Raw genomic sequence first — 20,627 nt, 5'->3', positions numbered from 1 at the left:
AGTAGCCCCTGTTGGTTGGAAGGTTTCCGATAGTCCGTCTTTTGATTGTTCATCGATCAGGCACGAAAGACTTGCCGAGTGATGCTGGTGTGTTGATCAACGTCGCACGCCGATTTTGAGAGATAATGACCAGGACGACAACCGTGGAAAGATACGGCAGCATCGAGAGAAATTGTGACGGCACGCCGATGCCGAACGCCTGCGCGTGCAATTGCAGGATGGTAACCGCGCCGAAGAGATAGCCGCCGACGAGGATGCGCCACGGGCGCCAGGACGCGAAGACGACCAAGGCAAGCGCGATCCAGCCTCGGCCGCCGGACATGCTTTCAGTCCATTGCGGCGTGTAGATCAGCGACAGCTGCGCGCCTGCGAGACCCGCGCAGGCGCCGCCGAACATGACGGCGAGATAGCGCGTGCGGATGACATTGATGCCCAGCGCATGTGCCGAGCCATGATTGTCGCCGATGGAGCGAAGCTTGAGGCCGGCGCGGCTGCGGAACAGGAACCAATTGACCGCGATCACCAGGATGATCGACAGATAGAAGACGATATCCTGCTTGAACAGCACGGTGCCGATATAGGGTATCTGCGACAGGACCGGGATTTCGATCGGCAGCAGACGGATGCCCGGCACGCCGACAAAGCCTTCGCCGATCATGCCGGAGACGCCGAGCCCAAGGATGGTCAGCGCCAGGCCAGTCGCCACCTGATTGCTCACCAGCGTGAGGGTCAGAAAGGCAAAAAGCAGCGAAAACAACGCGCCTGAGGCCACACCGGCAACAAGGCCGAGATAGGGATTTCCGGTGATCTGGGCGGCGGCGAAAGCGCCGACCGAGCCCATGATCATCATGCCTTCGACGCCGAGATTGAGCACGCCTGCGCGCTCCGTCACCAACTCGCCGATAGCGGCGATAACCAACGGCGTTGCCGCGGTAATGATTGTCAGGAGGACGGCTTCGAAGAAAGTCATGCCGTACCTCCGGCCTTGACGTGCGACCGCGACCGGACGAAGCGGATCTTGTAGTAGATCAGCGCGTCGCAGGACAGGACGAAGAACAGCAGGAATCCCTGGAAGACGCTGGTCACCTTGTCGGAAACACCGATGGTCAACTGCGCGCCTTCGCCACCGATATAGGTCAGCGCCAGCACCAGGCCGGATGCGATAAGACCGAGCGGATTGAGGCGGCCGAGATAGGCGACGATGATGGCGGTAAAGCCGTAACCCGGTGAAATCGACGGCTGCAGGTGACCTATGGTGCCGGAAACCTCGGAAATGCCGGCGAGGCCGGCTAGCGCGCCGGACAGCAGAAACGCGAACCAGACCATCTTCTTCGGTGAGAACCCCGCGAAGCGACCGGCACGCTCCGACTGCCCGAGCACGACCACCTCGAAGCCCTTCAGCGTGTAGCGCATCATGAACCAGAGAAGGATCGCCGCGACAATCGCAAAAACGAAACCCCAATGCGCGGTGATGGTGTCGTCCCAGATCGGCGGCAGCACACCTTCCGGAACGAAATCACGCGTTCCGTAGAAACCGTGACCATCCGGGTTGCGCCAGGGGCCGCGCGTCAGCCAGTCGAGAAAAAGCTGGGCGACGTAGGTCAGCATCAGGCTGGTCAGGATTTCGTTGGTGTTGAAATGTGTCTTCAGAAGCGCCGGAATGGCGGCATAGAGCGCACCGCCGATAGCGCCGCAGATCATGATCAGCGGCAGCAGCAGCGGCGAATGCCAATCGTAGAAATAGACGGGGATGATGGAGCCGAATATGGCGCCGACGCTATATTGGCCTTCCGCACCGATATTCCAGTTGTTGGAGCGATAGCAGACCGACAGGCCGACAGCGATGAGGATCAGCGGCCCCGCTTTCTTGGCCAGCTCGTTCAGCGACCAGGGATCGAACAGCGGCTCGATGAGCAGGGCCTCGAGCGAATCCAGCGGATCCTTGCCAAGCATCCAGAACATGATGCCGCCGGCAATCAGCATCAAAACCAGCGCGAGCAGCGGCGATACGAACCCGTAAAGCTTCGATGCCTGCGGGCGCTTTTCGAGTTCAATGCGCATGCGCTGGCTCCGAATGGGTCTTGGATTCATGCTGACCGCCCATCAGCAATCCGATCTTCTCCCGTGTCAGTTCATTTGCAGGATAGGCCGCCGACAGCCGGCCTTCGGAAATCACGGCGATATCGGTCGCCACTTCAAAGATTTCGTCGAGGTCCTGACTGATGACGAGCACGGCCGAGCCGCTGCGGGCGAGATCGACCAGCGCCTGGCGGATACGGCTCGCGGCACCCGCATCGACGCCCCACGTCGGTTGGTTGACGACCAGCACGCTCGGCTGGCGGTCCAGCTCGCGCCCGACAATGAATTTCTGCAGGTTGCCGCCCGAAAGCGCACCGGCGGCCGGATCCTCGCCGCTCTTGCGAACATCCATGGCCTCGCAAATCCGCTTGGCAGCCTGCTTGACCGTGCCGTGACGGATCACCTTCAGGAAACCGCCGCCGAGAAAAGCCTTGCGATCCGATTCGGCGCGGGCAAGCACCAGATTGTCCGACAATTTCAGGCCCGTCACCGCGGCATGCCCCTGGCGCTCCTCCGGCACGAAACCGGCACCGAGCAGGCGGCGCGCATTGATGCCCTTGGTCCCGACCGCCTCGCCGCGCACATGGATCAAATCGTCTACCGTCACGGTATGTTCGCCGGAAATGACGTCGAACAGCTCGCCCTGCCCGTTACCGGCTACTCCGGCGATCGCCAGGATCTCACCGGCGCGGACACGAAGCGAGATATCCTTCAGCGAGATGGCAAAGGGCGTGCGAGAGGGAACGGAAAGGCCGGCGACTTCCAGGTGGATATCGCCCTTCTTGCCAAGGCCCTCATGCTGAACGCTGGCGACATCGCTGCCGACCATCATGCGCGCGAGCGAGCCCGTCGTTTCCTGTCGTGGGTCGCAGGCACCGGTCACCTTGCCATGGCGCAGCACGGTGGCACGCGAGCAGATGCGCTGCACCTCCTCAAGACGGTGGCTGATATAGAGGACCGAGCGGCCTTCATCCCTGAGCTGGAACAGCGTCTCGAACATACGATCGGCTTCCTGCGGCGTCAGCACCGAGGTCGGCTCGTCGAGAATGATCAGCTTCGGGTTCTGCAACAGCGCACGCACGATCTCGATGCGTTGGCGCTCGCCAACGGAGAGATCGGCGACATGCGCGTGAGGATCGAGCGGCAGGCCATAGGCGCGCGACAGGCTGGCAGCCTCCTCGACGATCTTTCCGATCGGAACACTGTCATCAAGGGAAAGAGCAATATTCTCGGCAACCGTCAGCGCTTCGAACAGCGAGAAATGCTGGAACACCATGCCGATGCCGAGCTTGCGCGCGGCGCCCGGCGAAGCGATGGACACGGGTTTGCCTTGCCAAGCGATCTCGCCTGCGGTCGGCTCCAGAACGCCGAACAGCATCTTCACGAGAGTGGATTTGCCTGCGCCGTTTTCGCCGAGCAGAGCGTGAATCTCGCCCGGCTGGATTTCCAGATCAATTTCATTACAGGCAGCAAAGCTACCGAATAGCTTCGTCAGTTTTCGAACCGACAATAACGCACCGGCTGCCGGCATATCGGATGACGACACGTTCCCCTCATTTCTTTCCCAACAATCCGCCCTTTTGGATCTATGGGATCAGCAGCGTAGTTCCACTCGTTTTTCTTGATTCCAGATCCGAGTGCGCGCGCCCTGCATCGCTCAGCGGATAGGTCTGGTTGATATTGATACGCACTTTGCTGCTTTGCACAACAGCAAATAATGCGTCCGCACTGGCTCTCAACTCTTCAGGCGTGCCGATATAGGCGAAAAGACTTGGCCTTGTGGCGAAAAGCGAGCCCTTTTGATTGAGGATGGCAAGGTTAAAATTCTCTATCGGGCCGGAGGACTGACCGAAGGTTACCCACAGGCCGCGCGGCTTCAGGCAATCGAGGGACCGTGGAAAAGTATCCTGGCCGACCGAGTCATAGACGACATCGACGCCCTTGCCGCCGGTGATTTCCTTGACACGATCGGCAAAGTTTTCGCTGCTGTAGTCGATGACATGGTCATAGCCATGCTCAAGAGCCAGCTTGACCTTCTCCGGCGAACCGGCTGTTCCGATCACCGTGGCGCCAAGCGCTTTTGCCCATTGTCCGGCGATCAATCCGACGCCGCCGGCGGCGGCATGGAACAGCAGCACAGTTTCGGGGCCGACCTTGAAGGTGCGGTTGAGAAGATATTCAGCCGTCATTCCCTTCAGCATCATCGCGCCCGCGGTCTCGAGCGGAATATCACCCGGAACCTTGACGAGATGGCGGGCCTCGATATTGCGCTCGACGCTGTAGGCGCCGTCACTGCCGACATAGGCAACGCGATCGCCAATAGCAAAATCGGTCACTCCGGAGCCAACGGCGGTGATCGTGCCGGCTGCTTCCTTGCCCAACGGCAGAGGAAAATACGGTGCCTTGTAGAGTCCTGAACGGAAATATACGTCGATGAAATTCAGCCCAATCGCGGCATGGCGGATCTGTACCTCGCCGGCGCCCGGCGGCGGCAGGTCCACTTCCTCCAGCTTCATGACTTCAGGACCGCCGTTTTGATGAATGCGAATGGCCTGGGTCTTCTTCATGACGCGCAAATCCTATTGACGTCCGAGGGATGGGAAAAACTGCAACACGCCGCCGATGCAATAGAGATAGATGCCGCTGACGACAAACAGGACCACAGCCCAGTGCGGCATGGCAAAGTGCATCAGCAGCGAATAAATGCCGAGCGCCGACCAGAACAGGAAGATGCCGAGATTGAGCGGCCGCAGCCGCTTGACGCGCACCGGATGCAGGAAATTGATCGGCAGGAAGGTGAGAACGACAGAGACGCCGACGACAATCATGGCGGTCGTCGCGTTAGCGCCGATGACGAACAGCGTGAAGACCACCATGTTCCAGACGACCGGGAAACCGGAGAAGAAATATTCATCCGTCTTCATGCCGGTATCGGCGTAGTAGATGGCGCTGGAAACGACGATCATGCCGGCGGCAACAAAGGACCACGGCTCGCCGATCATGCCGCTTTCATAAAGCGCAAAGGCCGGCAGCAACACATAGGTCACATAGTCGATAATATTGTCGAGCGTATCGCCGGACCAATTGGGCAGCACCTCCTTGACGCGGACCTTGCGGGCGATCGGCCCGTCGATACCATCGACGAGCAGCGCAAGGCCCAGCCACCAGAACATGTCGACAAAACGATGCTCTGCCGCCGCAACAACGCCGAGAAAGGCGAGAAAAGAGCCGGATGCCGTCAATATGTGTACGGAGAAGGCACGAATCTCCGCATAAGGCACCCGCTTGTAATTGAAGACTTTCATCCGCCCCACTGCTCGCCTGTTTATTCACCTGCCCCGGCAGGCGATTTTTCTCGCTAATATGCATCGTTTGCCCGGTACTGCCAGCGCAAAAGCTCTATTTCTAGTGCACGCTATAGCGTGTACCCGTCATTTTCACCCACTGCGATGTTTCATCCCATGGATTTCAACAGGCTAAGTGCTTATTTTCAGAGCGAAGACAAGTGAGGCATCGATATGAAGCAGGTTGAAGTGGCCGTCATCGGCGGTGGGCTGACAGGCATGGTGGCGGCGATCGCGCTGGCGCGTGGTGGAAAATCCGTCGCTCTGGTGGCCGCGCCCTATAGCAAGACGGACCGCCGGACCACGGCGCTGATGGACCAATCGATTCGCTTCCTGGAGCGGCTGGCGCTGTGGGAAAAGATCGCGCCGTCCACCGCCGCATTGACGACGATGCAGATCATCGACGGCACGACCCGGCTGCTGCGCTCGCCGACCGTTTCCTTCCGCGCCTCGGAAATCGGCCTCGACGCTTTCGGCTACAATATCCCGAATGCCGTGCTGCTCGGCAGCCTCGCTGAAGCGGTCAAGGCCGAGGGCAATATCACGCTCGTCGAGACGACCGCTTCCGAGGTCACCATCCGCGATGATGGCGTCACCATCACGTTCGAAGACGGCGATACCGTTGAAGCCGGCTTCGTGGTCGGCGCGGACGGGCGCAATTCGATGGTAAGGGAAACCTTGGGGATCAAGGTCAAGAGCTGGTCCTATCCGCAATCGGCCATGGTGCTGAATTTCGCGCATTCCTTGCCGCATCAGAATATCTCGACGGAATTCCACACCGAGAGCGGGCCGTTTACGCAAGTTCCCCTGCCCGGCAACCGCTCCAGCCTCGTCTGGGTGCAAAAGCCGGCGGAAGCCGCTGACAATGCGGAGAAATCGCTGGATGAGCTCGGCCTGTTGATCGAGGAGCGCATGCAGTCGTTGCTCGGCAAGGTCACGGTCGAGGACAATGTGCAGGTTTGGCCACTCTCCGGCATGACGGCCCATCGCTTCGGCAAGGGTCGCGCCGCGCTGATCGGTGAAGCAGCCCATGTTTTCCCACCGATCGGCGCACAGGGCCTGAACCTCAGCCTGCGCGACATTCTGGTGCTGACCGATGTTCTCTGCGACCGTGCCGATCAGCCAATTGCGGCGGCCGCCGGAGACAGTTTCGACCGCAAGCGCCGCGCCGATATCCTCAGCCGCACGGCGAGCGTCGACCTGCTGAACCGTTCGCTTCTGTCGGACTTCCTGCCGGTGCAGATGCTCCGAGCCGCCGGTCTGCACGTCCTCTCAGCCATCCCGCCGCTGCGCAATGTCGTCATGCGCGAGGGTATCGAGCCCGGTGGCAGCCTGCGCGGCTTTACCTCGATGTTACGGGAAAAGTTGCGCCGGTAAGGTGCCGGACTTGATCAGGTAGAGCAGCAGCGACACCGTCACCACGGAACATGCCGTAGTGATCAGGATGGTGGCGGAGGCCCGCTCCTGCCAGACGCCATATTGCTGGCCGATGACGAAAACATTGGTCGCCGTCGGCAGGGCAGCGAGCAACACCGCCGATTCGATCCAGATCGGATCGAAGCCCCCGACCATCTGCAACACGAGATAGACCATCAGCGGATGCAGGATGAGCTTCGCCGGCACGATATAGCCGATCTCGGCTGGAATACGTTTCAGTGGCCGAAGCGCGAGCGTCACGCCCATGGCAAACAGCGCGCAAGGGGCTGCGGCCTGGGCGAGATAATCGACAAAGCGCTGGAAGGCGACCGGCTGGTGGACCGAAAAGGCGGCGGCGGCAAAGCCGAAGGCGGTCGATAGAATGAAGGGATGCAGTAGCACCTTCCGGGCGATATCGGCGGCAACCCGGCCCGGTGAACGCTTGTCGCCGCCCTCGATGGCCATCAGAGCCGGAGCGACGATGAAATGCAGCGCGTTTTCGAAGCAGACGATCAGCGCGACAGGAACGGCGGCGTTTTCGCCGAGCGCCAGCAATGCCAGACCCGGCCCCATGTAGCCGATATTGCCGTAGGCACCGGCAAAGGCCTGGATCGTGCTGTCGGCCAGTGAATTGCGGCGTAGAACACGTCCGACCAGGAACACCAGCAGGAAGATCGAATAGGTCGCGGCAATGTCGGCGACGATGAAGTCGACGCGCGTCAACTGCTCGATCGGCGTTTGCGAGACGAGTTTGAAAAACAGCGCCGGCAGCGCTGCATAGATGATGAATGTATTGAGCCAGCCGAGCGCTTCGGCCGGCTGGCTTGTGGCGCGCGCGGCGATGTAGCCGATCAGGATCAGGCCGAAGAACGGCAGCAACAGACCGACAATGTCAGCCATCGGGGTCAGCCATCGGGCATTTTCCACTTTGATGATGAAAACAGGAACGGACGATGACGTCCGGCTTAGCCGATTTTCATCAGGATTGGAAAGGTCTGCTGAAACCAGATCGCCATGTCGCTGACATAGCCGAATATGAAGGCGAGGCCCGTGAGCACCAGAAACCCGCCCATGACCTTCTCGACGGTGCCGAGATGGTGGCGGAAACGGACCAGGAAGCTCATGAAGGCACCGGAAAAGCCGGCGGCGATCCAGAAGGGTATGGCAAGACCCAACGAATAGATGGCAAGCAGCCCGGCGCCGGCGCCAATCGTCTCCCGCGATGCCGCAACCCCAAGGATCGCTCCGAGTACCGGGCCGATGCAGGGCGTCCAGCCGAAGGCGAAGGCGAGACCCATGATATAGGCGCCCGTCAGCGTCGCCGGCTTGCCATTACCTTGAAAACGCGCCTCGCGTGCCAGAATGCCGAGCCGGAAAACACCGAGGAAATTCAAGCCCATGATGACGATGATCAGGCCGCCGATCTTGGCGAGGACATCAAGATGCTGGCGCAGCAGCATGCCGATCGACGAGGCGCCCGCGCCAAGCGCAATGAAGACCGTCGCAAAACCGAGCGTGAAGAACAGGGAGGAAAACAGCACATTGCCGCGAACACTCGGCCCGCTCGCCACCGCCGCTCCACCGCCACGAAACTGCTCGACGGAAATGCCGGCCATATAGCAAAGATAAGGCGGCACCAGCGGCAGAACGCAAGGCGACAGAAAGGAAAGCGCTCCGGCGAGCAAGGCACTGAGAAGCGAGATATCGGCAAGCGACACGATAGACTCCGGCTATGTCATTCAGCCGCCTTACTAGCGTTGCGCGAGACGGAAGGCCAATCACCTTTTCGCGGGTGATGCGGTGACAATGAAGGCATTCGGCTACTTCATGAACGTTACGGCAGTCGGCAAAATTTCCGGTAGCGTGAAGACCGTTCGCAAAGATCAACAGTATAAACAGCCGCCATGCCTCGGCCCGACCTCACTGCAACAGAGATACCCCAGCCTCTTCTGCGGCCTTGATAAAGGCGTTTCGGGCGGCTTGCGGATGAACGCGTTCCATGATCGCGTCGAGACATGCCTGGATTGCTATCAGGTACGCTTCACCATCCCTAATCGGCCAATGGTCCAGCAGCGTCTCCGTCGCATCCTGTGCCGTATTGACACGTCGATATCCGCCAGTGTCGCTCATCACGAGCGTTACGGCGGCTGGAAATGGTCGCAAAGTGTTTCGTTCCAAAACTTATTACCTCAAAAGCGTAAAGACGCGAGTAACCTTGCAAAAGACATTCCAGGAATTGCGGCCAACATAGTCAGGGCGGTTCGGGGTGCTGGGAAGCCCGAAGAGTTCATCAGGCAATGCGTCGACGTGCTGAACATGACCGCTGCGTTTGATGAAATAACGCACGTCTTTCCGTCGCCGTTACCCCAAGCTCAGAAAGATCACTATCTCTTGGATTAAGTTCACCAAACCAGTCACTTGAAAGACCTTGGTGAGAGCGTCGGGGTTCGAACCCGAGACCTACTGATTAAAAGTCAGTTGCTCTACCAGCTGAGCTACGCTCTCCCCGTCCGCGGGTGGTAACACCCCGGCTGGAAGTGCGCGGAACATATGCAGGCGCCCTATTGCGGTCAACCCATAAAATCGTCATTGCGGCGTCTCAAAATGCTTTTCCGAAGGTTGAAGTCACAAAACCTGGCCGCGTTAGTAGGGGAATAGCCTGGATTGGCTGAAAACTGGGCCTTCGAAGATCCGGAAAATATCTTGTCGATAGTGGAATTTGTGTCGGCACAGCGGGCCAATTGTAACAATAACCGTCAATAATCGGGATTGCGATGCATGGCCCTGCCATACGCGCGCAATTGTTTGCCGCGCGAATCGCTTTTGGTGTATATCAGCATTTGTGAACAACCCACCGAGTCTTAGGAGGACCTTATGGAAGTCGGTTGGATTGCAGCTATTGTTGTTGGTGGCCTTGCCGGCTGGTTTGCTGAAATGATCATGAAAAGCAACACCGGCATAATCATGAATATCGTTCTCGGCATTGTCGGAGCTCTTGTCGCCAGTTGGCTGTTTGGGATACTGGGCATCAGGCTGCCCTTCGATAGTGCATTGATCAACTATCTGATCACCGGCTTTATCGGTGCGTGCATCCTGATCTTCGTCGGCAGACTGATCAGGCGATAGACACTGTATGGGCGTAAGCTCATCGAGAGTGGGGACAGAAGGGAAGACGGGACAACCGCCTTCCCTTTTTTTGCTCTTAAAGGCGCTTCGCCAAAGCAAAACCCTTTTCAACCTCACTAAAAGCACTAGGTACGAAAGAAGAACCAAAGAGGAGGTTGAAAGCATGACGGAAAGCGCCAATCAGACGCCGAACCGCAAGGTGCTTCGCGGTCGCCCCTACAGCATCGCTGAATTCGCTCGGAAATATCGCCTTGATGACAAGGAGGCCAAGCGTCTCTTCGACAAGTTCGGCCCATCGTCCACGGAACTCGATCTGCTGATGGCCGCCAAGCGGAAACTGCCTGGTCTTCCTTCCGTCATCAACCATTGATCGATATCGCGGCAATGGGGAGCCCGGCATTTACCCCGGTCTCCTTTGCCATAACAGCAGGAATGAGGCTCGTAGCGGCGCCCCTCCTTCCAGTCTGATATATCAGTGTGACTTGCCATCGCATATGCGACATGCGAGAATGTGATATATCAGTAAGGATATGGGAAACGGCTGGGAATGCAGAATTCGCAAAGCCACCTCGCCTATCTCGCCCTGGAGCACCGAATCGTTACGCTGGCGCTGAAGCCCGGTGCGCTGGTAACGGAAAAGCAGCTGATCGAGCTGGCGGGCCATGGGCGCACGCCGGTGCGCGAGGCGATCCAGAAGCTGGCATGGCAAGGGCTGATCCATGTGCGGCCGCGCGTCGGGCTGCAGATCGCGGAAATCCGGCCGGCAGACCATATGCATGTCATGCAGGTCCGGCGCGAGCTGGAGCCGATCGCGGCTTCGCTCGTTGCCACCAATGCCAATCAAGAGCAACGCGAGCAGTTGGTCGAATGCGCCCGCCTGATGTCGGATTGTACCGTCACCGGTGACCTCCCCGGCTTCTTCGCCGCCGACAAGACATTCGATGAAATCCTGGAAGAGGCCTGTCCGAACGGTTTCATCACCGCAGCGCTCGGCCCGGTGCAGACCCACTCGCGCCGGCTCTGGTACTCCACCGCGACACCTGCCGGCATGGACAGGTCGATTGCGCTGCATGTCGGCGTCATCCGGGCCATTCATCAGGGCAACGCCGAAGACGCCGGCAAGGCGATGGCGACGCTGATCGACTATCTCAGCGGCAAATGAAAAAGGCGGCCTCGCTATCGAGACCGCCCTTACCTATTCCTATGTCCTAAAACTTTCAGCCGACGAAAGCACGCTCGATGACGAATTCGGCCGGCTTGCTGTTGGCGCCTTCGTTGAGGCCCGCCTTTTCCAGCAGTTCCTTGGTGTCCTTGAGCATCGCCGAGGAGCCGCAGATCATGCCGCGATCGATCTCGGGATCGAGCGTAGGAATACCGAGATCGGTGAAGAGCTTGCCGTTTTCCATGAGATCGGTGATGCGGCCCTTGAAGGCAAACTCTTCGCGGGTAACGGTCGCATAGTGGCGCAGCTTGTCGCCGACAACCTCGCTCAAAAGCTCATTATTGCGGATTTCTTCCACGAGATCGAAGCCATATTTCAGCTCGGCAACATCACGGGTGGTGTGGGTGAGGATCACTTCCTCGAACTTCTCATAGGTTTCCGGATCGCGGATCAGGCTCGCGAAAGGCGCGATGCCCGTGCCGGTCGAGAACATATAAAGCCGCTTGCCCGGCGTCAGCGCATCGAGAACCAGCGTGCCCGTCGGCTTCTTGCGCATCAGCACTTCGTCGCCCGGCTTGATGTTCTGCAGATGCGAGGTCAACGGACCGTCCGGCACCTTGATCGAGAAGAACTCGAGCTCTTCGGCCCAGGCGGGGCTTGCAATCGAATAGGCGCGGTAAAGCGGCTTGCCGTCGACCATCAGGCCGATCATCGCGAACTCGCCCGAGCGGAAACGGAAGCCTTGCGGCCGGGTCATCGTAAAACGAAAGAGCCGGTCGGTATAATGCGTCACGCTCAACACCTTCTCGGCGAAAACGCCTGATGGTACTGCGGAAACAAATTCTTCGGTCTTGGCGGGGGCGTTCATTCGATCTCAGATCCCGTATTCGTCGTGGGGCGTCGTTCTTGGCAGCCTGTTTCTGGCGAGGCACATATTACACTATAGCCCGGATTTAAAGGCATTCCATTCCATCCGGCAGCGCCGGCATAAAATATGTGTATCATGGTCAAGTTTTATGCGATCTCGCAGGCTAGATATAGCCATCACCAGGAATGCGGCAATCCGGTGTATATCCCAGTGCCACAACTCCTGGAATGAAAGCCGAATCAGGCCGTCTTGGCCGCCTGACGGCGCCAGCTGTAGGCCTCGCCGCCTTCGGCTGGTTTGGCCGTCGGCTGATAATAATGCGGAATACCCGGCAGGCGATTTTCCGAAAGCCGCTTCAAAGCCGTTTCATTGGTGACCGCAAAACTGTCGATACCAACGCGCAGCATCAACGGAATCTGGTCGATCAGCACATCGCCAACAGCGCGCAACTCGTTGGTAAAGCCGAGACGCTGACGCAGCAGCGAGGCGTGACTAAAGGCACGACCGTCGCTGAAGGCCGGAAAAGCCACGGCTACGATAGCCAGACGATCCAAATAGGGCTCCAGCTTCGTCACATCGTCGGCCGGCTTGATCAATACGCCGAGACCCACGTCATTGCTCTCTTCAGCCTTGGTGATCAGGGCGTCGAGGCTGAGTAGCGGCTTCTGCTCTTCGGTCGCCTTGACCTCCTCGGACTCGATAACCCAGGGATCGTTTTCGACAAAACCGGTTTCGCGCCAAATCTTCGTCATGGTCATCTCCTTACGCCGCTTCGGCCGCAGCCGAGGACGAGCCGTAGAGCGCATCCTTGAAGGGCTGCGGTCCGACACGCCTGTAGGCAGCGAGGAAGATTTCCGAGGGATCGAGACGCAGGCCGAGATAGGTGTCGACGATCGTCTCGATGGCGTCGGTCACCTTGTTCGGCTCAAAACCGCGGCCGATGATTTCACCGATCGAGGTATGTTCGTCGCCGGAGCCACCGAGTGTGATCTGATAGAGTTCCGCACCCTTCTTCTCGACGCCAAGCAGGCCGATATGGCCGACATGGTGATGACCGCAGGCGTTGATGCAGCCGGAGATCTTGATCTTCAGCTCACCGATCTCCGCCTGACGCTCGGCCGAGCCGAAACGCGTGGAGATTTCCTGCGAGAGCGGGATCGAGCGGGCATTGGCAAGGGCGCAATAGTCGAGCCCGGGACAGGCAATGATATCCGTGATCAGGCCGGCATTGGCGGTTTCAAGCCCGACGGCGACCAGGCCGCGATAGACTGCTTCGAGATCGGCGAGAGCCACATGCGGAAGGATCAGGTTCTGTTCGTGGCTGACGCGGATTTCGTCGAAGGCATATTCCTCGGCGATATCGGCAACGACATCCATCTGCACATCCGAGGCATCGCCCGGAATACCGCCGATCGGCTTCAGCGAGATCGTCACCATGCCGTAGTCGGGATTCTTGTGTGGCTGCACATTCTGCTGCACCCAGCGGGCGAAGTCCGGATCGGCCTTCTTCCAGCGGGCAAGGCTTTCCCAGCCTTCGGCGCGCACCGGCAGAGCCGGCGGCGCGAAATAGGCCGAGATCGCCTGAACGTCTGCCTCGGGGAGTTTCAGCTCCGTATCCTTGAGCTTGGCAAACTCGACCTCGACCTGACGAGCCAGCTCTTCGGCACCGGTTTCGTGCACGAGGATCTTGATGCGGGCCTTGTATTTGTTGTCGCGGCGGCCATGCAGATTGTACACGCGCATGACGGCCGTCGTATAAGACAGCAGGTCCTCTTCCGGCAGGAACTCGCGGATCAGCTTGGCAACCATCGGGGTACGGCCCTGCCCGCCGCCGACGTAGACGGCAAAGCCGATCTCACCCTTGTCGTTCTTCTTCAAGTGCAGGCCGATATCGTGCACCTGGATCGCAGCGCGGTCGCGCTCAGCACCGGTGACGGCAATCTTGAACTTGCGCGGCAGGAAGGAGAATTCCGGATGGACCGACGACCATTGCCGCAGGATTTCAGCGTAAGGACGCGGATCGGCGACTTCATCGGCGGCAGCGCCGGCAAAATGATCGGCTGTGACGTTGCGAATGCAATTGCCCGACGTCTGGATGGCATGCATCTCGACGGAGGCCAGTTCGGCGAGCACGTCGGGCATATCCGACAGCTTCGGCCAGTTGAACTGAAGATTCTGACGGGTGGTGAAATGACCATAGCCGCGGTCATAGGTACGGGCGATATGGGCGAGCATACGCATCTGGCGCGAGCTCAGCGTGCCATAGGGAATGGCGATGCGCAGCATGTAGGCATGCAGCTGCAAATAGACGCCGTTCATCAGGCGTAACGGCTTGAACGCATCTTCCGCGAGTTCTCCCGAAAGGCGCCGCTCCACCTGATCACGAAACTGGGCAACGCGTTCCGCGACAAAGGCGTGGTCAAATTCGTCGTAGCGATACATGGCTTCCTCAGACTGCAATAAATTCAGGATCGGCCGCAGCATAGCCCAGCGCGTATTCCATGGTGGGACCTTCGGCGCGGATACGCTCACGCAGGCGCAGCGGCCAAAGCTTGCCGCCGGTTTCCTGAACTTCGATCAAATTGACGTCGACAACCTTATTGTCGGCGTAAGCCTGCTTACCGATAGCTTCTAGCGCGGCCTCGGCCTCGGCGTGACGGGCTACCAGCGACTCCTGCAGCGACGTTACCCACTCGCCATTGGCATTCAACCAGACGGCGACACCATCGGTCAGCCGGTTAGCGGTCAGAACCTTGTCGACCATGGGATCAGCTCCTTGCAAATTCTTGAGCGGCGGTCTCCTGACGGACCAGCGGCTCGGACTGTTCGAAATTGGCGCCGGCGACGGCTTCACCGATGATGACCATGACTGGGCCGCTCAGTTCATCGCGATGTTCCAGATCAGGCAGATCCTTCAATGTGCCGTGCATCAGCCGGCGGTCGCGGCGGCTGGCGTTCTCGATGACGGCAACCGTGGTCTCGGGCGGAAGCCCGGCTTCCATCAGACGGCCGGCGACAGAGGCGGCAACCGTGCGGCCCATATAGACAGCGATGGTCGCGCCGGAAATAGCAAGGCTCGCCCAATCCGGCAGAACATCGCCGGTCAGGTCATGGCCCGTCGTGAAGACCAGCGACGAGGCGACACCGCGCAGCGTCAGCGGCAGCTCGAAATCAGCAGCGGCAGCGAAGGCCGAGGTGATGCCCGGAACGATCTCATAGGTAACACCGGCGGCGCGCATCGCGGCCATTTCTTCGCCCGCCCGGCCATAGACCAGCGGATCGCCGGACTTCAGCCGCACAACGCGCTTGCCATCTCGGCCAAGCTGCACCAGCAGATCGTTGATCTCTTCCTGTGATTTCGTATGGCAGCCCTTACGCTTGCCGACCGAGAGGCGCTCGGCATCGCGGCGTCCCATATCGACGATCGCCTGCGGCACGAGCGCGTCATAGACGATGACGTCAGCTTCCATCATCACGCGCTGGGCGCGCAACGTCAGCAGGTCTTCCGCACCAGGACCGGCACCGACCAGCCAGACATGGCCTTCGACCTTGTGCGCCGAATACAACAGAGTATCAGCGGCATGCTCGGCCTGCGGCAAGTGGCCGGCACTGACGGCATCAGCAACGGGGCCGGAAAAGAAGCGGCGCCAGAAGACACGGCGGGCAACGCCACGCGGCACCAGGCGATCGACGGGCTTGCGATAGCGCGTCGCCAGTTCCGCGAGCTTACCGAGCGAGGGCGACAGCATCTGGTCGATCTGCGCGCGGATCATCTGCGCCAGCACGGGACCAGCGCCTTCGGTACCGATGGCAACCGCGACCGGAGCGCGGTTAACGAGCGCCGGGGTGTAGAAATCACAATAGTCGGGCTGATCGACGGCGTTTGCCGGGATTCTCTCCAAGCGCGCCGCGTCAACGATCGCGCGGTCAGCCTCCGCATCGCCAGTGGCGGCGAAAATCAGGGCAGCGCCCTTGACCTGATCCGGAGAAAAAGCAGCGCGCACGGTTTCGATGCGGTTGGCGATCAGGAAGGAATGATAGTCAGCTTCGGGCGATGTGGCATAGGCGACGATCTTCGCCTGGGTGTTCATCAGAAGCCGCGTCTTGGCGAAAGCCTCATCACCATTCCCGAAGACAGCCGTGATCCTTCCTTCCACGCGAAAGAAAGCTGGAAACACCGAGAGCTGGTCAGTCCTGGGAGGCATTATCGTTCCACTTCGAGATTGCCCAAATATCGCCCTTACAGCCATAAGATTGAAGAAACAGAAATTCTAATGCCCCGGCAAGTCCGTATTCTTTTGCTCGACATCTCTCCGATTTGAGCAAAACTCACCAGAAGCCCTGACACAAGATAAATACAGGAAATCTATAGACTTTTAGAATTTCTCAACTTTGAAGATAGATTTATTGTCTGTGACAAAGGGTGTCTATACGTCATTTGCGCATTCCGCCGCGCCGGCAATGCCGCTAAGCTAAGAAAAAATCTTGGAGTACGCCGCTTGTCCGCAAACACCATCGCACCCCGCCTTCTCGATGTCATGGAACAGGATATCCTGCCACTGACGCAAAAAGGCGTTGCCGCCGGAAACAAGGTATTCGGCGCCGCGATCCTTCGCAAGTCCGACCTGTCGCTGGTGGTCGCCGAAACCAACAATGAGCTGGAAAATCCGCTCTGGCACGGCGAAGTGCATGCGCTGAAGCGGTTTTACGAGCTTGGCGACAAGCCCGCGACCAAGGATCTGATCTTCCTGTCGACCCATGAGCCCTGCACCATGTGCATGTCGGCGATCACCTGGGCCGGCTTCGACAACTATTATTATTTCTTCAGCCATGAGGATTCCCGCGACGCCTTCGCGATCCCGCATGACTTGCAGATCCTGAAAGAGGTCTTCGGACTGGAGCCCGGCGGCTATCGGCGGCAGAATGCCTTCTGGAACAGCTTCGCCGTCGCCGATCTGGTGGAGACAGAAGAGGATCCGCTGAAGACGGCGCTCAAGGAACAGACGGCACGCATCAAGACCGCCTATGCCGCGCTCTCCGACAGCTATCAATCGTCCAAGGACGACAACGACATTCCGCTGAACTGACCAAGGCCGGACTACAGAGATCCCAATGGAAGCATCACAAGACATATCCCGCCTGATCGAGATCATGGCGGCGCTGCGCAACCCTCAAACCGGCTGCCCATGGGACATCGTCCAGACCTTCGAGACGATCAAGCCCTATACGATCGAGGAGGCCTACGAGGTTTCCGACGCGATCGAGCGCAAGGACATGGATGATCTTTGCGATGAACTGGGCGATCTGCTGTTGCAGGTGGTGTTCCACGCTCGCATGGCCGAGGAAGCGGGCGACTTCTCCTTCGGTGATGTCGTCGAAGCCATCACTCGCAAGATGATCCGCCGGCATCCGCATGTCTTTGCCGTCTCCAGCGCGGACACGCCCGATGCGGTGAAGCTGCAATGGGATGAGATCAAGGCCGAGGAGAAGCGTGAGCGCGCTGAACGCCGGACGAAACGCGGCATCTCCGAGGATTTCAAGTCCGGCTTCCTCGGCTCTGTGCAGCGCTCATTCCCGGCCTTGACCGAGGCGCTGAAATTACAGGAACGCGCCGCCAAGGTCGGCTTCGACTGGTCCGCCCCGGAACCGATCCTCGACAAGATCGAGGAAGAGATTGGCGAATTGCGAGTGGCGCTTGCAAGCGGCGATAAGGCCAAGGTCAGCGATGAACTCGGTGATTTGATCTTCGCGGTCGTCAATATTGGCCGGCATGTGAAGACGGATCCTGAGCAGGCGCTGCGTGGAACCAACACGAAATTCCGCCGCCGCTTCAATCACATCGAGACGACGCTTGAGGCGGAAGGCGAAACGCTGGAGGCAGCTTCACTGCAACGGATGGAAGACATCTGGCAGGCGGCAAAAGCGATCGAAAGGCAGCTTGCCGAATAGGGAGGCGCCTTCCCTATTCCCAATCCTCGCGTTGCGCCTTCGGGCCGCGGCCTAGGCGCCGCTCCAGCTCGGTCGCTTCCGTCTCGGTCAAGCGTACTTCCAGCTTCACCGTACCGTCCTCGTTGTCCTCACGGCTATCGACGATGGCATGATTGTAGACCCAGGACAGCAGCGCCAGCTTGTCGACAGGCAGCGTTATCGTCGTCTCGGTCAGGACACCCGAAAGCCGGTGGCTGATTTCGTCCATCAGACGATCGACACCCTCGCCGCTCATCGCCGATACGGCAATGACGTTTTCAGCGGTCGATGCCTTCTGGACGATGGCGTCATGCGCCTCAGGCTCCAAACGGTCGATCTTGTTCCAGACTTCGAGGATACGCTCCGCCCCTTCCGCCTCACCAATGCCGAGGTCGTCGAGGATCCGCATGACATCGGCGCTCTGCACCTGATTGTCTTCATCCGAGAGATCGCGGACATGCAGGATCAGATCGGCTTCCAGCACTTCTTCCAGCGTGGCGCGGAAGGCGGCTACGAGATGGGTCGGCAGGTCGGAAATGAAGCCGACGGTGTCGGAGAGGATGACGGTACGGCCATGCGGCAGCTTCATGCGTCGCAGCGTCGGATCGAGGGTTGCAAACAGCATGTCCTCGGCGAGGACGCCTGCACCGGTAATGCGGTTGAACAGCGTCGATTTGCCGGCGTTGGTGTAGCCCACCAGCGCCACGATCGGATGCGGCACCTTCCGGCGCTTGGCGCGATGAAGCTGGCGGGTACGCACCACCTGCTCCAACTCGCGCTCCAGCCGGATAATCCGGTCTTGCAACTGCCGCCGGTCGGCTTCGATCTGGGTTTCACCGGGGCCGCCCATGAAGCCCGCGCCACCGCGCTGACGTTCAAGGTGGGTCCAGCTCCTGACCAATCGGCCCTTCTGGTAATTGAGATGCGCCAGTTCGACCTGCAGCGTGCCTTCCTTGGTGGAGGCGCGGCGACCGAAGATTTCGAGGATGAGGCCAGTGCGGTCGATGACCTTGGCGTTCCATGCCTTTTCGAGATTGCGCTGCTGCACCGGCGTCAACGGATGATCGACGATCACCAGACCGGCATTGAATTCATCGAGCAGCGCGAGGATTTCCTCGATCTTGCCGGTGCCAAGCAAAGTCGCCGGACGCGGGTCGTTGATCGGTACGATGGAGCCAATGACGACCTCAAGGTCGATCGCCTGCGCCAGTCCCTTGCCTTCTTCGAGGCGGCTCTCCGGTGTGCGCGACGATGTCGTCGTACCATCCGCCTGAGCCGAGCGCGAACGCGCCTGCTTCAGCACAGGCACGATGACGACAGCTCGCATATCATCCCGATGCTTTACGGCTTCCGGGATGATGGAATCATTTTTGGTATCGCGTGTCGTGATAACGGCAAATCCTAGTTAGGATGCGACTTCTTCGCTCTCGAACATCTGCATGGGCTGACCCGGCATGATGGTCGAAATCGCGTGCTTGTAAACAAGCTGCGAATGACCGTCGCGGCGTAGCAGGACGCAGAAATTGTCGAAGGACGTAACAACGCCCGTGAGCTTCACGCCATTGATCAAGAAGATTGTGAGTGAAATTTTTTGCTTGCGAACAGTATTAAGAAATAGGTCCTGCAAGTTCTGAGAACGTTCCGCCATCGCGCCGATTCTTTCTTTTTTGCCGACCTAAGCCGGTGCAATATCAAGATATATTGAGGTATCTGACAGGAGATACCCTCAATCTCTCCCGCCATCGATTGTTGGTATCAAATCGCAGTCTTTTCCGCAACGTCGAAAAAGGCTTCACGAATTTTCTCGGAAATGCTGCCAGGATGGCCATTGGCAATGGCCTCGCCATCGATGGCAACCACCGGAAAACAAATACTTGTGGCGGCCGTAATGAACACTTCGCGGGCCGCCATCATCTCCTCGACAGAGAAGAAACGCTCGACGATGGTAAGCCCGAGCTTGGCCGCAACCTCCATCAAAGTCGTGCGCGTGATGCCCCGCAGAATGCCATGCTCGGCCGGGCGTGTGACCAGGTTGCCATCGGGATCGACGATCCAGACATTGGTCGCGGCACCTTCCTTCACCATGCTGTTGTGATCGATATAGATCGCTTCCTGCGCGCCGGCCTCCTTGGCCTGCTGGCGCGCCAGCGCATTCGGCAAAAGCCCGACCGACTTGATGTCGACCCGGTCCCAGCGATTATCACGCACGGTGATCGCCTTGATGCCATTGGCATTTTTCTTGGCGATGACGGAGGGATCGGTGCTCTTGGCGGTAACAACGATCGAGGATGGCGTGCCTTCCGGCGGAAAGACATGGTCGCGCCGGGCGACGCCACGCGTTACCTGTAGGTAGAACAGGCCGTTGCGGACGTGATTGCGCCGGAGCGTCTCGCGAATCACATGGATCAGCGCCGCACGGTTCATCGGCCAGGCAATTCGCAGCTCACCGAGCGAACGGTTGAGACGATCAAGATGCCGGCTCAGATCAACGATCAGCCCATGACGAACTTCGCAGACCTCGTAAACGCCATCGGCAAACTGATAGCCGCGATCTTCGACGTGAACCATGGCGTTGCTGTGCTTGACGTAACGACCATTCACATAAGCTATTCTCGGCATGACGAACCTTGATCAGACCTTCACGGGACTATGGGCAGTTGTGCGA

22 protein-coding genes and 1 tRNA gene are annotated in these 20,627 nt (G+C 59.1%); 7 read left to right on the top strand and 16 right to left on the bottom strand.

The features are described from left to right. Nucleotides 1–49 precede the first annotated feature (49 nt). Genes HB780_RS15495 through pcsA form a run of 5 tightly spaced genes read right to left on the bottom strand, consistent with a single transcriptional unit; the run spans nucleotide 50 to nucleotide 5,384 of the window. Complete coding sequence (locus HB780_RS15495) at nucleotides 50–970, bottom strand: ABC transporter permease (protein ID WP_183693232.1); 921 nt, start codon at nucleotides 968–970, stop codon at nucleotides 50–52. After that, nucleotides 967–2,061: an ABC transporter permease gene (locus tag HB780_RS15490; RefSeq protein ID WP_183693230.1), complete on the bottom strand. Its 1,095-nt coding sequence runs from the start codon at nucleotides 2,059–2,061 to the stop codon at nucleotides 967–969. The genes HB780_RS15495 and HB780_RS15490 overlap by 4 nt, the downstream gene beginning before the upstream one ends. Further along, on the bottom strand, nucleotides 2,051–3,625 hold the full coding sequence (locus HB780_RS15485) for an ABC transporter ATP-binding protein (protein WP_183693228.1): 1,575 nt from the start codon (nucleotides 3,623–3,625) through the stop codon (nucleotides 2,051–2,053). The genes HB780_RS15490 and HB780_RS15485 overlap by 11 nt, the downstream gene beginning before the upstream one ends. A gap of 40 nt (nucleotides 3,626–3,665) precedes the next feature. After that, nucleotides 3,666–4,646, bottom strand: coding sequence for a quinone oxidoreductase family protein (locus HB780_RS15480; RefSeq protein ID WP_183693226.1), 981 nt, complete (start codon nucleotides 4,644–4,646; stop codon nucleotides 3,666–3,668). A gap of 12 nt (nucleotides 4,647–4,658) precedes the next feature. After that, nucleotides 4,659–5,384 carry a phosphatidylcholine synthase gene (gene pcsA / locus HB780_RS15475; RefSeq protein ID WP_183693224.1) on the bottom strand — a complete coding sequence of 242 codons (726 nt, stop codon included), beginning with the start codon at nucleotides 5,382–5,384 and terminating at the stop codon, nucleotides 4,659–4,661. 213 nt (nucleotides 5,385–5,597) lie between these two features. Here pcsA and HB780_RS15470 point away from each other — a divergent pair, with 213 nt between their 5' ends. Beyond that, the gene (locus tag HB780_RS15470) at nucleotides 5,598–6,800 is read left to right on the top strand and encodes a UbiH/UbiF family hydroxylase (protein ID WP_183693222.1); all 1,203 of its coding nucleotides are present in this window, start codon (nucleotides 5,598–5,600) and stop codon (nucleotides 6,798–6,800) included. Here the strand turns inward: HB780_RS15470 and HB780_RS15465 are convergent. Both HB780_RS15465 and HB780_RS15460 read right to left on the bottom strand, forming a co-directional pair. After that, nucleotides 6,777–7,739: an AEC family transporter gene (locus tag HB780_RS15465; RefSeq protein WP_183693220.1), complete on the bottom strand. Its 963-nt coding sequence runs from the start codon at nucleotides 7,737–7,739 to the stop codon at nucleotides 6,777–6,779. The two genes, HB780_RS15470 and HB780_RS15465, sit on opposite strands and share 24 nt — an antisense overlap. A 65-nt stretch (nucleotides 7,740–7,804) precedes the next feature. Continuing rightward, nucleotides 7,805–8,557 carry a cytochrome c biogenesis CcdA family protein gene (locus HB780_RS15460; protein ID WP_183693218.1) on the bottom strand — a complete coding sequence of 251 codons (753 nt, stop codon included), beginning with the start codon at nucleotides 8,555–8,557 and terminating at the stop codon, nucleotides 7,805–7,807. Nucleotides 8,558–8,645: 88 nt separating this feature from the next. Between HB780_RS15460 and HB780_RS33520 the strand changes: the two genes are divergently transcribed. Continuing rightward, nucleotides 8,646–9,239: a hypothetical protein gene (locus HB780_RS33520; RefSeq protein ID WP_435693907.1), complete on the top strand. Its 594-nt coding sequence runs from the start codon at nucleotides 8,646–8,648 to the stop codon at nucleotides 9,237–9,239. 29 nt (nucleotides 9,240–9,268) lie between these two features. Here the strand turns inward: HB780_RS33520 and HB780_RS15450 are convergent. Beyond that, a tRNA-Lys gene (locus HB780_RS15450) sits at nucleotides 9,269–9,344 on the bottom strand. Nucleotides 9,345–9,713: 369 nt separating this feature from the next. Between HB780_RS15450 and HB780_RS15445 the strand changes: the two genes are divergently transcribed. The 3 genes from HB780_RS15445 to HB780_RS15435 all read left to right on the top strand — a co-directional run bounded on the left by HB780_RS15445 (nucleotide 9,714) and on the right by HB780_RS15435 (nucleotide 11,127). Then, entirely contained in the window at nucleotides 9,714–9,965 is a 252-nt protein-coding gene (locus tag HB780_RS15445; protein WP_183693214.1) for a GlsB/YeaQ/YmgE family stress response membrane protein, read from the top strand. A 163-nt stretch (nucleotides 9,966–10,128) separates the two neighbouring features. Then, nucleotides 10,129–10,335, top strand: coding sequence for a hypothetical protein (locus tag HB780_RS15440; protein WP_183693212.1), 207 nt, complete (start codon nucleotides 10,129–10,131; stop codon nucleotides 10,333–10,335). Nucleotides 10,336–10,512: 177 nt separating this feature from the next. After that, nucleotides 10,513–11,127 carry a GntR family transcriptional regulator gene (locus HB780_RS15435; RefSeq protein WP_183693210.1) on the top strand — a complete coding sequence of 205 codons (615 nt, stop codon included), beginning with the start codon at nucleotides 10,513–10,515 and terminating at the stop codon, nucleotides 11,125–11,127. Nucleotides 11,128–11,182: 55 nt separating this feature from the next. Here HB780_RS15435 and HB780_RS15430 read toward each other — a convergent pair whose 3' ends face one another. The 5 genes from HB780_RS15430 to cysG all read right to left on the bottom strand — a co-directional run bounded on the left by HB780_RS15430 (nucleotide 11,183) and on the right by cysG (nucleotide 16,200). Continuing rightward, nucleotides 11,183–11,995 (bottom strand): ferredoxin--NADP reductase, encoded by an 813-nt coding sequence (locus HB780_RS15430; protein ID WP_183693208.1) that lies wholly within the window; start codon nucleotides 11,993–11,995, stop codon nucleotides 11,183–11,185. A 239-nt stretch (nucleotides 11,996–12,234) separates the two neighbouring features. Next, a complete protein-coding gene (locus HB780_RS15425) occupies nucleotides 12,235–12,747 on the bottom strand; it encodes a DUF934 domain-containing protein (RefSeq protein WP_183693206.1) in 513 nt (170 codons plus the stop codon). A gap of 10 nt (nucleotides 12,748–12,757) precedes the next feature. Further along, nucleotides 12,758–14,437 carry a nitrite/sulfite reductase gene (locus tag HB780_RS15420; RefSeq protein ID WP_183693204.1) on the bottom strand — a complete coding sequence of 560 codons (1,680 nt, stop codon included), beginning with the start codon at nucleotides 14,435–14,437 and terminating at the stop codon, nucleotides 12,758–12,760. Between the two features lie 7 nt (nucleotides 14,438–14,444). Next, nucleotides 14,445–14,759, bottom strand: a complete 315-nt coding sequence (locus HB780_RS15415) for a DUF2849 domain-containing protein (protein WP_183693202.1) — start codon at nucleotides 14,757–14,759, stop codon at nucleotides 14,445–14,447. A 4-nt stretch (nucleotides 14,760–14,763) separates the two neighbouring features. Then, nucleotides 14,764–16,200 carry a siroheme synthase CysG gene (gene cysG, locus HB780_RS15410; protein WP_183693200.1) on the bottom strand — a complete coding sequence of 479 codons (1,437 nt, stop codon included), beginning with the start codon at nucleotides 16,198–16,200 and terminating at the stop codon, nucleotides 14,764–14,766. A gap of 294 nt (nucleotides 16,201–16,494) precedes the next feature. On the opposite strand from cysG, the gene HB780_RS15405 reads away from it, so the two are divergent. Beyond that, entirely contained in the window at nucleotides 16,495–17,082 is a 588-nt protein-coding gene (locus HB780_RS15405) for a deaminase (RefSeq protein ID WP_183693198.1), read from the top strand. A 25-nt stretch (nucleotides 17,083–17,107) separates the two neighbouring features. Beyond that, a complete protein-coding gene (mazG, locus tag HB780_RS15400; RefSeq protein ID WP_183693196.1) occupies nucleotides 17,108–17,944 on the top strand; it encodes a nucleoside triphosphate pyrophosphohydrolase in 837 nt (278 codons plus the stop codon). A gap of 13 nt (nucleotides 17,945–17,957) precedes the next feature. On the opposite strand, the gene hflX is transcribed toward mazG, so the two are convergent. From hflX to HB780_RS15385, 3 genes are all read right to left on the bottom strand, one after another. After that, nucleotides 17,958–19,289 carry a GTPase HflX gene (gene hflX / locus HB780_RS15395; protein WP_183693194.1) on the bottom strand — a complete coding sequence of 444 codons (1,332 nt, stop codon included), beginning with the start codon at nucleotides 19,287–19,289 and terminating at the stop codon, nucleotides 17,958–17,960. Between the two features lie 78 nt (nucleotides 19,290–19,367). Further along, on the bottom strand, nucleotides 19,368–19,610 hold the full coding sequence (gene hfq / locus HB780_RS15390; RefSeq protein WP_007693481.1) for an RNA chaperone Hfq: 243 nt from the start codon (nucleotides 19,608–19,610) through the stop codon (nucleotides 19,368–19,370). A gap of 107 nt (nucleotides 19,611–19,717) precedes the next feature. Next, on the bottom strand, nucleotides 19,718–20,581 hold the full coding sequence (locus HB780_RS15385) for a D-amino-acid transaminase (protein ID WP_183693192.1): 864 nt from the start codon (nucleotides 20,579–20,581) through the stop codon (nucleotides 19,718–19,720). Nucleotides 20,582–20,627: the final 46 nt, after the last annotated feature.

The sequence above is a fragment of the Rhizobium lusitanum genome, from assembly GCF_014189535.1.
Lineage (GTDB): Bacteria > Pseudomonadota > Alphaproteobacteria > Rhizobiales > Rhizobiaceae > Rhizobium > Rhizobium lusitanum_C.
The sequence above is the reverse complement of the archived record's forward strand: the minus strand, read 5'-3'. Positions and strand labels throughout refer to the sequence as shown.